Source organism: Globicatella sulfidifaciens DSM 15739, assembly GCF_900167405.1.
Lineage (GTDB): Bacteria > Bacillota > Bacilli > Lactobacillales > Aerococcaceae > Globicatella > Globicatella sulfidifaciens.
This window is the reverse complement of sequence record NZ_FUWO01000007.1, coordinates 71,289-84,380: the sequence shown is the minus strand read 5'-3', so window position 1 is coordinate 84,380 and position 13,092 is coordinate 71,289. Positions and strand designations below refer to the sequence as shown.

Sequence of the window (13,092 nt, the reverse complement as noted above, 5' to 3'; positions counted from 1 at the left end):
GGACTGGCCGCTAATTTAAATTATGTGTTAGATTAACGTCTATAAAACCTGACTATCCGATTTTCCTTTTTCCTATTATCCCAACCAAATCAAAAACAGTTAACTAGTCTTAACACTAAGTATTAACTCAATCTTTTACGGATTAATGTTTTACTTATTGTAATCTAGCTAACTGTTTTTTTAATACTGTCTAAAACGCTGATATTTCTTTTCTAGACGGTTCTCAGGTTTCATTGATAACAATGCATTTATTTTCGCTTTAATTTCGTTGATTAAGTGATTGGTTAAGTGTTTTTGGTCAATAGGCTGACCCAATTCGTCTACTTCTTCAATAATTTTATCGATTACGTTTAACTCGAATAAATCATCAGCCGTCAATTTCATATAATCTGCTGCTTTAGAGGCCAATTTGGAATTTTTCCATAATATCGAAGCAAAACCTTCTGGGGAAAGAATCGAATAGACACTATTTTCTAACATCCAAACTTCATCAGCAAGCGCCAAGGCAATGGCCCCTCCACTACCACCTTCACCTAAAATAATCGCTAGGCTGGGAACCGTTAATTGACTCATGGTCAATAAGGTGCTCGCTATCGCTTCACCAATGCCATTTTCTTCAGATTCCGGTGCACAATGTGCGCCAGCGGTATTAATTAAAGTTAAAACGGGTCGACCAAATTTTTCTGCTTGACGCATCATACGCTGAGCTTTACGATAACCAGCTGGACCCACTGAACCAAAATTACGCATAATATTCGTTTTCATATTATGTCCTTTTTGAATACCGATAATCGTAATCGCTTGTTCATCCATTAAACCAACTCCTGTAACGATTGCTCGATCATCGTGCATTAAGCGATCACCATGAAACTCCATAAATTCACTACACAATTTATCAATAATCTCTAAACTAGAAATTCTGGATAGTTCACGAGCGGCTTGAACTTTTTGATATGCTTTCATAATGGCATCACCCTTTGATTGGTTTTCAATAAAAATTTGATCCTATTTTTCTGTTCAGTTCGTTTCACAATACTATCAATAAAACCATTTTCTAAAACAGTCTCTGCTGTTTGAAACTCTTTCGGTAATTTTGCTTTAATGGTCTGTTCGATGACGCGTTTTCCAGCAAAACCAATTGTAGCCTTTTCTTCAGCTAAAATAACATCTGCTTGCATTGCAAAACTCGCCGTTACCCCACCCGTTGTCGGATGCGTTAAAATAGCAAGATAAAATAAACCAGCTTGATGATGTCGATTTACTGCTTGACTAATTTTAGCCATTTGCATCAATGACATAATGCCTTCTTGCATACGGGCACCACCAGAAGCAATGAATAAAATGACTGGCAGTTGATTTTGTGTTGCTCTTTCGAAAAGTTGGGTAATCTTCTCCCCTACTGCCGTCCCCATACTCGCCATCATAAAGCGATTATCCATAACACCAAGCGCTACTTTCATACCATCCATTAACCCAGTACCTACTACCACTGCTTCTTTTAAGTTAGTTATTTGTTGATAGTTGGCTAGCTTTTGTTCATAATCTGGAAAACCAATAGGGTTTTGATTACTAATGTCACTCGCTACTTCTTCAAAACTACCTTCATCGAGTAACCAATTAATTCTTGCATTAGCAGGAAACTGTAGATTCCCCTGACATCTTTCGCAAGTATAATCCGCCGTTACTTGTGACGGTAATAAATTACGCTTACAGTGTGGACAAGTTGTTAAAAAATTATCTGGAATCTTTGATTTTTTTTCATGATAGGTAGGTGGTTGTGCATTTAAACGAATTATTTTTTTATTTTTAAATAATTCCATTTAACCCCTCCTCACGTTTTAACCACTGAGGCAGAAAACTTTCTTCTAACCATTTTGTATGGAAATTTAAGGTTTGAACTTCATCATTCATGATCAATGCTTGTAATAAATCAATATTAGTGGTAATCCCTTCTACTACCACTTCACTTAAAGCCCGTTCCATAATTAACATGGCATCATTTAGATCGTGGCCATAACTAATTATTTTCGCTATCATTGAATCATAATAAGGCGGTAAAAAATAATCGGAGTAAATTCCAGACTCGATTCGTACATGAGGTCCTGCTGGTAAAATGAGCCGGTCAATATGGCCACTCGAAGCTCGAAAGTCATAATTTGAATCTTCCGCATTTAAGCGACACTCGATGGCCACTCCAGTAAAATGAATATCCTGTTGATTGAGTGCTAAAGGTTGCCCCATCGCAATTTTTATTTGTTCTTTGACAATATCAATACCGGTTATTAATTCCGTTATCGGATGTTCTACTTGTAAACGTGTATTCATTTCCATAAAATAAAAATTATGGTCATCATCTACTAAAAATTCAATTGTTCCCGCATTTTGGTATTCAATTGCTTGAGCTGCCTTGACCGCCGTTTGCCATAAAGCTTCTTTCGTTGCTTCAGGTAAGGTTACAGCTGGTGCAATTTCAATCACTTTTTGATTACGCCTTTGTAGTGAACAATCGCGTTCTCCTAAATGTAATACTTTACCATAGTGATCGGCAATCAATTGGATTTCTATATGTCTTGCAGGATAAATGATTTTTTCAATATATAAATCTTGATTACCATATACATTTTGTGTTTCAATCTGTGCTTGTTCAAACAGTTTTTTAAAGTCATCTGCGTTTTCAACACGACGCATGCCTTTGCCACCGCCACCGTCAGCCGCTTTGATCATTAATGGAAAACCAATTTGATCAGCAATCGTTGTAGCTTCTTGCCAAGTATGAACTAAACCTTCACTGCCTGGTGTAACGGGTATTCCAGAAGCAATCATTGTTTGACGAGCATTTTGCTTATTGCCCATTAATTCAATCGTTTGACTTTGAGGGCCAATAAATTGAATCCCCAGTTCTTCGCACATGGCAACAAAATCACTTCGCTCTGATAAAAATCCATACCCTGGATGAATAGCATCACACCCTGTCGCCATCGCAGCAGATAATATCGCTACCGGATTTTGATAACTATCTAAACTTTTAGCTGGTCCGATACAAATAGCTTCATCCGCTAATTGGGTATGCATGGCCTCCTTATCAGCTGTACTATATACGGCTACGGAGATAATGTTCATCTCTCTTAAAGCACGGATAATTCGTACTGCGATTTCTCCACGATTGGCTACCAATACTTTTCTAAACAATCCTATTCACCTACTTTTTTGACTTTTCTTATAAACTTTATTTCACGCCAATAATAAAAGTCATTTCTGCTTCCGCTACTTTTTTATCCCCAACAAATGCTTGGCCCATACCAATTCCAGCATTACGCTTTAATTTTACGATATCAACCTGTAGTCTTAACACATCACCTGGAACAACTTTTTGACGAAACTTCACTTTATTTAAACCGCCTAGATAGGCTGTCTTTCCTTCAAAATCAGGCATCTGCAATAATGGGATTGACCCTGCTTGAGCCAATGCTTCACAAATTAATACGCCTGGCATTACCGGTTCTCCAGGAAAATGTCCTTGGAAAAATTGTTCGTTAATGGTGACATTTTTACGACAAACAATCTTTTCTCCAGGAACTAATTCATCGACCGCATCAATAAAACAAATCGGATAACGATTCGGTATAATATCCATTACTTGTTGGGCAGTTAAAATTGTCATAATTTACTCTCCTTATTTACGTTCAATCTTAAATAGTGGTTGTTCAAATTCCACTACGTTGTCATTTTCTACTAATACTTCACGAATGATGCCATCAAAAGGTGCAGCAATTTCATTCATTAATTTCATGGCTTCAATAATACATATTGTTTGGCCCTTCTTTACCTCATCACCGACGGTCACATACGATGGTTCGCCTGGTTGTGGTTGTAAATAAACCACTCCAACAATTGGCGAATTAATCGCTTCATATTGTGAATTTTCAGATGATGATACTTCCTTCGTTTCTTTACTTGGTACTTCTGTAACCGTCGATGGTGAAGGTTCTGCTTGATCCTGTACCGTTTTAGTCGTGTGATCCATGGTCTGTAATACGGGTCCTTTATCGAATGGAACCTCTTTGGATAATACAACTTTATCAGAACCTTGAGTAAATTCTAAATAAGCTACTTTTGATTGGTCTAGTTTATCAATTAAGGTTAATAACTCTTGATAATTCATTCATTACCCTCCCATCGTTTAAAACATAAGACCGCATTATGTCCACCAAATCCCAATGAATTGGATAAAGCATAGTGAATCGCTTTTGATCGTCCTTTATGTGGCACATAGTCCAAATCACACACATCTTCTGGATTTTGTAGGCCTAGGGTTGCTGGTATAAAGCCCTCAGCTAACGCTTTAACTGTTACAATCGCTTCAACTCCGCCAGCAGCTCCTAATAAATGGCCAAAAAATCCTTTAGAACTGGAAATAGGTACTTGGTAAGCATGTTCGCCTAATGCATATTTAATCGCTACCGTTTCTGCTGAATCATTAGTTGGTGTAGAGGTACCGTGAGCATTGATATAATCGATTTGAGTCGCTTCAATATCAGCTTGTTGGATTGCCATTTTCATTGCTTCTCCTGCTCCAGAGCCATCTTCACTAGGTGCTGTCATATGATAAGCATCCGATGTGGAGCCATAACCGACTACTTCGCCTAAAATAGTGGCACCTCGTTTTTGAGCTGAACTTAATGATTCTAAAAATAAAATCCCTGCACCTTCCCCCATGACAAAACCATCACGGTCTTTATCAAAGGGACGTGAAGCTAAATCAGGATTGGATTCCGTCGATAATGCTGTTAAGGCTGCAAATCCACCAATACCGATTTCATTAATGGTTCCTTCTGAACCACCCGCAATACACGCATCTAATAGTCCCATTTTAATCTTTAAAAAGGCTTCACCAATCGCGTTAGTTGCACTAGCACAAGCAGAGACAATATCCAAACTAATACCTTTAGCCCCTAATTTCATAGAGATATTACCAGCTACCATATTACCGATTGTTAAGGGAACAAATAGTGGTGGGATTCTTTTAGGTCCTTTTTCAATCATCTTACGAATGCCATTTTCAATTTCAACTAATCCACCGATTCCTGAACTGACTAATGTTCCAACACGCATCGGATTCGCTGCAATATCATAACCACTCATTTCAACAGCTTCCATTGCAGCCACTAATCCATACTGTGAAAAATAATCCATTCTGCGGACTTCTTTATTGCCTAATAGTTCTTTTCCATTAAAATTTTTAACTTCAGCAGCAACCGATATCCCCGTTGCTGAAGCATCAAATTTAGTAATCGGCCCAATACCATGCTGATCGTTTTTAATATTCTCCCAAAATTCAACCGTATTATTCCCAATAGGAGAAACTGTACCGATTCCTGTAATCACAACTCTTTCCATTATCGTTTTCCTTTCTTATTACATATTCATGCCGCCATTAACTTCTAAGACTTGCCCGGTCATGTATCGATTATGGATTAAAAATTGAACACAATCAGCAATCTCTTCCACTTGACCAAATCTTTTTAATGGAATCTGACTCAGCATTGTATTTTTTACTTTTTCAGATAAATCATGCGTCATTTTGGTTTCGATAAATCCAGGTGCAATCGCATTAACGGTAATGTTACGACTTGCAACTTCTCTAGCTAAAGACTTCGTTAAACCAATGACTCCCGCCTTACTCGCTGCATAATTTACTTGACCGGCATTACCAATAATTCCAACAATACTTGAAAGATTAATAATCGTCCCACTCCGCTTTTTAAGCATCAAAGGAATCACATGACGACACATATTAAAGGTCCCCTTTAAATTAGTATCTAAGACTAGATCATAGTCTTCTTCCTTCATTCTTATAAATAAACCATCTTTGGTGACCCCTGCATTATTGATTAAGACATCAATTTGGTCATATTTTTCTTTAATTTCATTGACCATGCGTTGGCTATCTTCAAAATTACCAATATCACCAATGACTGTATCAACAGGATGGCTTGCATCCTCAAACTCTGCCAAAATAGCTTCATCAATTGGTCTACGACTGTTTAAAATCACTTGATAATCTAATTTAGCTAAATGTTTGGCAATAGCTAAACCAATGCCTCTAGAACTTCCAGTTATTAAACAAACTAAACTCATTTTCCACCTCTAATTCTCATGATTTCAAAAATACTGAAATGTTTTCAATATCTTCTACTTTATTCACTACTAAATGATTGATTGTAGGATACTGTTGATTTAATAATTTAGCTAATGTATTCCCAGGTCCGATTTGAATAATATGAGTAATCCCTTGTTGATGCCATTGATCAATCGTTTGCAACCATTTAACTGGCTTAACCAAATGGTCGACTAATAAGGGTTTAATCGTCGTCGCTTGGTGTGGCTCTGCCGTTACATTACTCCATACCGGGACTTTCCCTTTAGTTTCTAATTCAGCAATCGTTGATAAAGCTTCCTTAAAAGGTTCTTGTACCTCTTTCATTAATGGTGTATGAAAAGGTCCTTCTACTTTTAATGGTAAAATCTTTTTATAACCTTTTGCTTTCGCTAATTGTTTAAACTCCTTGATTGCGAGTTGAGTACCACCTAAAACGATTTGAGTGGGCGCATTATAATTTGCAATATAAATTTCAGTATCATTTTGCATTTCATTTATAATTGCCTTAATTTTGTCTAATGGTACTTGAATAACAGCCACCATTTGGGAATGAGTTAAAGTCTGAGCCTGTGCACTCATTAATTCACCACGTTTTTTCAGTAAAGGCCACGCATCATCTTCGCTTAATATTTGACTGGCTATTAAAGCACTGTATTCACCCAAACTTAATCCACCCATTGCCTCAATATCAGATAAATGTTTTTTTATAGAATTAAAGATGGCCAGACTAGTGGTACTAATCGCTAATTGTGCATTTTTGGTAAAATTAAGTGCACTGATATCTTCTGTTATCCATTTCGTAATCGGGAGTTGCGTCAATTGCTCTGCTCGCTGATAGACCGCTCTAGCTTCTTCAAAATGAGTCACAAAATCTTGCCCCATCTGTTCAAAATGGGCACCTTGTCCATTAAACATAACTGCTAATTTCAACTGTTTCACCTCAATTAAAGTAACTTTGTTTTGTTTGAAAAACAGCTTTCGCTTCATTGACATACTCTTCAATAATTTCTTGACAGGATTGCTCCTTTTTGATGAGACCAGCAATCTGTCCCGCCATCATGGATCCAGTATTGACATCGCCTTCTACTACGGCTCGTCTTAGGGCACCTTTACCTAAATCCTCTAAAACAGATAAATCCGGCTGTTCTTGACTGGTGATTGATTTTTCTAAAGCTAAATATTCTTTAGTCAAACGATTGCGGAGAACTCGCACAGGATGACCCGTTATGGTCCCAGTCACAACGGTATCAATATCAGTCGCCTTTAAAATTGCGGCTTTAAAGTTTGGATGTGCATTTGATTCATTAGCCACCACAAATCTTGTACCAACCTGAATCGCTTCTACACCTAACATCAAAGCAGCTGCTAATGAACGACCATCACCGAAACCACCTGCGGCAATTACTGGTATATCCACTGCATCTACAATTTGAGGTACTAAAGCCAATGTTGTTTGTTTACCAATATGTCCACCAGCTTCCATTCCTTCTACGACCACAGCATCGGCACCAATTCGTTCCATTCTTTTTGCCAATGCAACTGATGCCACTACTGGAATAACGACAATTCCCGCTTCTTTAAAACGTTCCATGTATTTCCCCGGATTACCAGCACCAGTCGTAATAATTTTCACCCCTGAATTCACTAAATAATCCACTACCTCTTCTACATGAGGATTTAATAACATGACATTGACCGCAAAAGGTTGATTGGTTTTGTTTTTCATCGTTTCAACTTTTTCGCGGACAACTTCAACCGGATCATGTCCCGTTCCAATAATTCCCAAGCCACCTGCGTTGGATACTGCACTGGCTAAATCAGCATCAGCTACCCAAGCCATTGCTCCTTGGATAATAGGATATTTGATATTTAATAATTTTGTTATAGCTGTTTGCATATTTTTTCTTCCTTTATATCAGGTTAAATAATAATGACCATATAATGCACTAATAAAATCTCTAAACAAATATGAGTCTTTATATAGTTTTATACGGTCATCCTATATTATTAAATTTACGTCATAATCTACTACTGACGCTTTTACAAAGCTTCAATATAGTTAACTAAATCGCCAACTGTTTTTAAATTTTGATCAGTATCAATCGTAATATCTAATTCATCTTCAATTTCGCTAATGATTTGAAAAACATCTAAACTGTCTGCTTGTAAATCTTCTAAAAAGTTCGTTTCTAAAGTCACATCTTTTTCTTCAATATCTAATTGCTCTACAATAATTGCTTTAATTTTTTCAAATACCATGTTAAATTCCTCCGAATAATGTTTTAAATTTTTAATGTAATATTTCCCCACGATAGTCCCGCACCAAACCCACATAGGACAATTGTTTGCGTACCATCGAGTTTAAGTTGTTTATTTTTTACTAACTGATGACATAAAACTGGAATACTTGCGGCTGATAAATTAGCGACTTCCTTGATATTGGACGGTAATTTTAATTCGTCCAGGCTCAATTTTTTGGCTATTAAATCAATAAAACGTTGATTCGCTTGATGACAAATTAAATAATCCATTTCAATTGCATTTTTTTGTATAAAATCAATTAAACTTGGAATCACTTTTCGTGAAACAAAATTAAATACTTCCCGTCCTTTCATCTGCATTAAAAAGTTGGTAGCTTGACTCACTTCTATTGATAAAGATAAATCGCCATCACTATGCATCGCACTCTGATACTCTAATAGTCCTATGCCATCATGTTCGATAAGAAAGGCACCTGCGCCATCACCAAACAAAATATTGGTTGAACGATCGTTCGCATCTAATATCTGACTCATCTTCTCAGCACCAATTACTAAAGTATAACCTGTCGTTTGATTGCTACTTAAATGCTCTGCTAACTCTAAAGCACTCACAAAACCTGAACAAGCAGTATTAATATCTAGACAAAAAGCATCTTCACAATTTAAAGCCAAACTCACTTGATTTGCAACACTCGGTGTCGGTTGTTTTGAGGACATCGAAGCCACAATAATCGTTTTAATTTCTCTTGTAATGGATTGATCCGTTGGATCCAATAAATCTTTAGCTGCTTTAATCGCCAAATGACTTACTTCTTCATCTTGGTCTGCAAAGTAGCGTTGAGCTATCCCGGTCCGCTGTTGTATCCATTCATCACTTGAATCAATTTGAAACTCTTCAATTAAATCAAGATTTGATAACTTATTTTGGGGCAAATAACTCCCCATCTTAATTATTCTACTCATCAATTCTTATCCTTTAATATAGTTTACCCTTAATCTCATCTAAGAATTGGTTAAGGTTACGCAGCGCTTTTATCAGAGCTTGTGCTTCATCAATTTCAAGATCTGTTAAGGTTTTCTCGACCATATCTGTATGAAATTTATGATGCAAACGATATAATAATTTACCTTTCTTAGTTAGTTTTAAGCGAACAATTCGACGATCTTCTGCCGATTGAACACGTTCAACATAATCCTTCTTGACTAAATTTTGAATCGAGACGGACAATGTCCCTACCGTAATTCCTAACTTATTGGCTACTTGACTAGAAGTTGGATTATCTACCAATCCAATGGCTTCTATCGTATGCATTTCTTTAATTGTAATATCTTTGAACTCACTTGATTTTAGTGATTCTTCTTCTATTTGCATTATTTCATTAAAAATACGGACTAAATAAGAATTAACCTCATCAATGATCTCAAAATCCATTCGAAAAATTCACCTCTTTCATTTAGTTTGATAATCAAACTATTTGATAATCAAAGTTTATCCTAGTTTAAATCTTTTGTCAACTATTGACTCAAAAAATTTTATTAAATGAAGACCATCGGCTAACAAATGTTGATTTAATGGGATTTGAAGTAAAAAAATCCTCAAAGATTGTCTTGAACAACCCTTAAGGATTTTATAATTTTAAAATAAAGTGCTGATATTCACGATAATTAATATCAGTAAATAAATACTAGCAAATAAAATAAAACTTTTTATCGCTTCACCAAAAGCTGGTTTCTCCATATATTTTTGGCGATATGTCATGACACTTCGATAATGTGGCACCACCCCAATAAAAGCAATCGCACACCACCAAGGTAAATTACCTAATAATAAAAACAATAAGAAAAATAGCCAAGGTAAAGCACTTAGCACTTGATATAAGATGATTGCAAAAGGACGACCGACATAATAAACCAGCGTAAAACGTTCATTTTCGATGTCAGTATCTAAATCACGAATATTATTGGCTAACATAATATTGGCAATTAAGGACACTAAAGGCAACGACATCATAAATATTTCGATAGTATTTAACCAATGCCAATTTAAAGTCATCATTGGAACATTCCACTGAGTCGAAATTAAAAGTGCAGGGTCTTGAATGAAAACGGACAGAAAAAAGATACCAAACCCCATCGTAAAACCCGAGAAAAATTCACCATAAGGCGTTCTTGAAATAGGCGTCGGACCATAAGTATACATAATCCCAATAAAGAAACAAATCGCACCTAAAATCAATAATATAGGATCTGTTTTAAAGACCAATAGAATTGAAAATATTATCGCAATCGCCAATAGGACTAATAGAATGATGACCATATTTCTTGGCGATAAATTATAGATACCAATGACATTTTCTTCTTTGATATATCGCTCAGACTTTGCTTTAAAATAATCCAATGTATTATTGATGGCCGTAGTACACATATCAAAAAACAATACTGCAATGATAAATAATAACGTATTGAAGCCATTAAAAGCTTGATAACGATAAAGTGCCCACATTATCCCAATCAACATGGGAAATACGCTGGCAATCTTCGTTTGAATCTCAACAAATTTTAAAAATATTTTGATATTATCTTTACTCAACAACTTTATACTCCTCATTCGTTAACTTGAATTTATCTTTGAGACCCGATGTTAAATACACATGATGTTCCTTATCGATAAATGCTGCTTCTACTCCTTCTAAACTCTCAACAAACTCAATTCCTTCTTCGATACCAAATAGGAATAATGACGTTGAAAGACCATCTCCATCAACCGATTCGGGCGCAAAAACAGTCACCCCTGAAATTTCATTAGCCAATGGATAACCTGTTTTTGGATCTAGAATATGATGATAACGGACACCATCCACTTCTAAATAGCGTTCATAAACGCCTGAAGTGATTACCGCGTAATCTTTCATTCTTACTGTGCCAACTACCGCACCACGAACTTCATCCGGATCTTGTACCCCAACATTCCATCCTTCTTCATTTGATGGAGATGTCCCCATCACAATAACATTTCCACCAAGGTTGACAATAGCGGTATTAACACCTGCTGCTTTTAAATATTTAACGATACCACTCCCAATATACCCTTTGGAAATACCACCTAATTCAATTACCATTCCTTCTTCAGCTAATTTAACTGTTTGATTTTTTTCATCCAAAATTACTTTATGGTAATCAATTTTTTTAAGACCCGCATCAATTTCACTTTGTTCAGGCTTACGCGCCGCTTCATCACCTATACGCCACAAATTAGTCACCGCTCCAATGGTGATATCAAATTTACCTTTACTTAACTCTGATACTTCTAACGCTTTTTGAATTAATTCAAATGTTTCTGGAGCTACTTTAACAGCCTCTTTTCCTGCTGCTTGATTAATACGATAAACATCGGAACCTTCTAGATTAGTTGAAAATAATTTTTCCATACGTTCAATATAATCAAAAGCCAAGTCCATTACCTCTTCTTGATTTTCATGATAGATTTGGATTTGAACAGCGGTATGTAATAATGATTCTGTGCGCGACAAAGGTGTTTTGACGACCTTAAGTGGTAATTGATCATTTTTGATTGAAGCACCAGTGACGACTTCTGCTTCAGTTGATTCTTCCGCTTGAATTGCAAACGTTGGAACAAATAGAAGAGTACTCATTAATAATAAGCTAAGCTTTTGAACTTTCTTTTTTTTTAACATTCTTTTACATTCCACCTTTTTAAAAACATTAACATCTCCATTTTACTAAAGTTTCACTATACTGTCACTTAAAAGTTAAACATTGGTAGGATATTAACCATCATCATGCCATGCATAAAAAATCATGCCATGCATAAAAAAAGCCTCAAACACGATAATCAGTTTGAGACTTTTCATATTATTTTAAAGTTTTAGCTTTAAAAGATTATTCAGCTGCTACTTCAACTTCAATTGTTTCAGTATCACCTTTAGCTGCTGCTTCTAATAATAAATTAGCATATTCAACGAAAGCATCATAAGTGCTAGTTGCACCTGAAACTACTTCTAAATCAGTTGATTGTTTTTCTACTAATCCAGCATTTAAAGCTTCAACTGCTTCAGCAAATGAAGCACCTGATTTTTCTTTCATTGAAGTGTTATACTCTTCGTTTTCAGATTTTAAGTTACCATCTTTATCGACCATGTCGTATTTAGATTCTGCAACTTTTCCATCTTTAACAACTAAAGTGAAAGTATGCGCCCATCCACGTTCATCTTCATTAGATTTAAGTGTATATTCACCATCAACTAAAGCAACCTCATCAATATTTGTTTCTTCAGTATCACCTTTAGCTGCTTTTTCTAATAAAGCTGTTGCTGATTTTACAAAGTTTTCTGCAGTATGGGTTGCACCTGAAACCACTTCTACTTCAGCTTCTTGCCCTTCTACTAAAGCTGCATTTAATTGTTCAATCGCTTCTTTAGAAGATACGCCCGCTTTGTCTTTCATATTTTTGTTATACTCTTCATCTTCAGTTTTTCTGTCGCCTGCTTCATTGTAGTAGTCGAAATCTGAAGTTGTGACTTTACCATCTTTTACTTCGATAGTATGTTTTACTGCCCAACCACGTTCGTCTGGATTACCAACAACAGTATAAGTACCATCTTGTAATCCATCAGTAGCTACTTCTGATTCTTCATCAGTTGTTTCTTCTTC

The 13,092-nt window shown here is 36.0% G+C and carries 15 protein-coding genes; all 15 read right to left on the bottom strand.

Features of this window, described 5'->3' with window-relative positions; genetic code table 11:
- Positions 1-180 precede the first annotated feature (180 nt).
- Complete coding sequence (accA, locus tag B5D12_RS05235) at positions 181-963, bottom strand: acetyl-CoA carboxylase carboxyltransferase subunit alpha (RefSeq protein WP_078755810.1); 783 nt, start codon at positions 961-963, stop codon at positions 181-183.
- The gene (locus B5D12_RS05230) at positions 960-1,820 is read right to left on the bottom strand and encodes an acetyl-CoA carboxylase carboxyltransferase subunit beta (protein ID WP_078755809.1); all 861 of its coding nucleotides are present in this window, start codon (positions 1,818-1,820) and stop codon (positions 960-962) included. Before B5D12_RS05230 ends, accA begins: the two co-directional genes overlap by 4 nt.
- Positions 1,807-3,189 carry an acetyl-CoA carboxylase biotin carboxylase subunit gene (locus B5D12_RS05225; protein WP_078755808.1) on the bottom strand — a complete coding sequence of 461 codons (1,383 nt, stop codon included), beginning with the start codon at positions 3,187-3,189 and terminating at the stop codon, positions 1,807-1,809. The genes B5D12_RS05230 and B5D12_RS05225 overlap by 14 nt, the downstream gene beginning before the upstream one ends.
- Positions 3,190-3,226: 37 nt before the next feature.
- Positions 3,227-3,661 (bottom strand): 3-hydroxyacyl-ACP dehydratase FabZ, encoded by a 435-nt coding sequence (gene fabZ / locus B5D12_RS05220; RefSeq protein WP_066125718.1) that lies wholly within the window; start codon positions 3,659-3,661, stop codon positions 3,227-3,229.
- 12 nt (positions 3,662-3,673) lie between these two features.
- Positions 3,674-4,162: an acetyl-CoA carboxylase biotin carboxyl carrier protein gene (gene accB / locus B5D12_RS05215; RefSeq protein WP_078755807.1), complete on the bottom strand. Its 489-nt coding sequence runs from the start codon at positions 4,160-4,162 to the stop codon at positions 3,674-3,676.
- Positions 4,159-5,397 (bottom strand): beta-ketoacyl-ACP synthase II, encoded by a 1,239-nt coding sequence (gene fabF / locus B5D12_RS05210; RefSeq protein ID WP_078755806.1) that lies wholly within the window; start codon positions 5,395-5,397, stop codon positions 4,159-4,161. Before fabF ends, accB begins: the two co-directional genes overlap by 4 nt.
- An 18-nt stretch (positions 5,398-5,415) precedes the next feature.
- A complete protein-coding gene (gene fabG, locus B5D12_RS05205) occupies positions 5,416-6,138 on the bottom strand; it encodes a 3-oxoacyl-[acyl-carrier-protein] reductase (RefSeq protein WP_078755805.1) in 723 nt (240 codons plus the stop codon).
- 16 nt (positions 6,139-6,154) lie between these two features.
- Complete coding sequence (locus tag B5D12_RS05200) at positions 6,155-7,147, bottom strand: ACP S-malonyltransferase (RefSeq protein ID WP_159443867.1); 993 nt, start codon at positions 7,145-7,147, stop codon at positions 6,155-6,157.
- The gene (gene fabK / locus B5D12_RS05195) at positions 7,101-8,057 is read right to left on the bottom strand and encodes an enoyl-[acyl-carrier-protein] reductase FabK (RefSeq protein ID WP_078755803.1); all 957 of its coding nucleotides are present in this window, start codon (positions 8,055-8,057) and stop codon (positions 7,101-7,103) included. The genes B5D12_RS05200 and fabK overlap by 47 nt, the downstream gene beginning before the upstream one ends.
- A gap of 143 nt (positions 8,058-8,200) precedes the next feature.
- Entirely contained in the window at positions 8,201-8,419 is a 219-nt protein-coding gene (gene acpP / locus B5D12_RS05190) for an acyl carrier protein (protein ID WP_066125706.1), read from the bottom strand.
- Positions 8,420-8,442: 23 nt separating this feature from the next.
- On the bottom strand, positions 8,443-9,384 hold the full coding sequence (locus B5D12_RS05185) for a beta-ketoacyl-ACP synthase 3 (protein WP_078755802.1): 942 nt from the start codon (positions 9,382-9,384) through the stop codon (positions 8,443-8,445).
- Positions 9,385-9,397: 13 nt separating this feature from the next.
- Positions 9,398-9,853 (bottom strand): fatty acid biosynthesis transcriptional regulator FabT, encoded by a 456-nt coding sequence (gene fabT, locus B5D12_RS05180; RefSeq protein ID WP_078755801.1) that lies wholly within the window; start codon positions 9,851-9,853, stop codon positions 9,398-9,400.
- A gap of 204 nt (positions 9,854-10,057) precedes the next feature.
- Positions 10,058-11,029, bottom strand: coding sequence for a UbiA family prenyltransferase (locus tag B5D12_RS05175; RefSeq protein WP_078755800.1), 972 nt, complete (start codon positions 11,027-11,029; stop codon positions 10,058-10,060).
- Positions 11,004-12,116 (bottom strand): FAD:protein FMN transferase, encoded by a 1,113-nt coding sequence (locus tag B5D12_RS05170; protein WP_234982915.1) that lies wholly within the window; start codon positions 12,114-12,116, stop codon positions 11,004-11,006. The genes B5D12_RS05175 and B5D12_RS05170 overlap by 26 nt, the downstream gene beginning before the upstream one ends.
- Before the next feature lie 205 nt (positions 12,117-12,321).
- Positions 12,322-13,092 (bottom strand): FMN-binding protein (locus B5D12_RS05165; RefSeq protein WP_078755799.1); only part of this gene is annotated, 771 nt, incomplete at its 5' end.

Excerpts from the sequence above, each read along its gene's own strand:
- accA (WP_078755810.1), bottom strand. The coding sequence starts at position 963 with ATGAAAGCATATCAAAAAGTTCAAGCCGCTCGTGAACTATCCAGAATT.
- B5D12_RS05230 (WP_078755809.1), bottom strand. The coding sequence starts at position 1,820 with ATGGAATTATTTAAAAATAAAAAAATAATTCGTTTAAATGCACAACCA.
- fabZ (WP_066125718.1), bottom strand. The coding sequence starts at position 3,661 with ATGACAATTTTAACTGCCCAACAAGTAATGGATATTATACCGAATCGT.
- accB (WP_078755807.1), bottom strand. The coding sequence starts at position 4,162 with ATGAATTATCAAGAGTTATTAACCTTAATTGATAAACTAGACCAATCA.
- fabF (WP_078755806.1), bottom strand. The coding sequence starts at position 5,397 with ATGGAAAGAGTTGTGATTACAGGAATCGGTACAGTTTCTCCTATTGGG.
- fabG (WP_078755805.1), bottom strand. The coding sequence starts at position 6,138 with ATGAGTTTAGTTTGTTTAATAACTGGAAGTTCTAGAGGCATTGGTTTA.
- B5D12_RS05200 (WP_159443867.1), bottom strand. The coding sequence starts at position 7,147 with ATGAAGCGAAAGCTGTTTTTCAAACAAAACAAAGTTACTTTAATTGAG.
- fabK (WP_078755803.1), bottom strand. The coding sequence starts at position 8,057 with ATGCAAACAGCTATAACAAAATTATTAAATATCAAATATCCTATTATC.
- acpP (WP_066125706.1), bottom strand. The coding sequence starts at position 8,419 with ATGGTATTTGAAAAAATTAAAGCAATTATTGTAGAGCAATTAGATATT.
- B5D12_RS05185 (WP_078755802.1), bottom strand. The coding sequence starts at position 9,384 with ATGAGTAGAATAATTAAGATGGGGAGTTATTTGCCCCAAAATAAGTTA.
- fabT (WP_078755801.1), bottom strand. The coding sequence starts at position 9,853 with ATGGATTTTGAGATCATTGATGAGGTTAATTCTTATTTAGTCCGTATT.
- B5D12_RS05175 (WP_078755800.1), bottom strand. The coding sequence starts at position 11,029 with ATGAGGAGTATAAAGTTGTTGAGTAAAGATAATATCAAAATATTTTTA.
- B5D12_RS05170 (WP_234982915.1), bottom strand. The coding sequence starts at position 12,116 with ATGTTAAAAAAAAAGAAAGTTCAAAAGCTTAGCTTATTATTAATGAGT.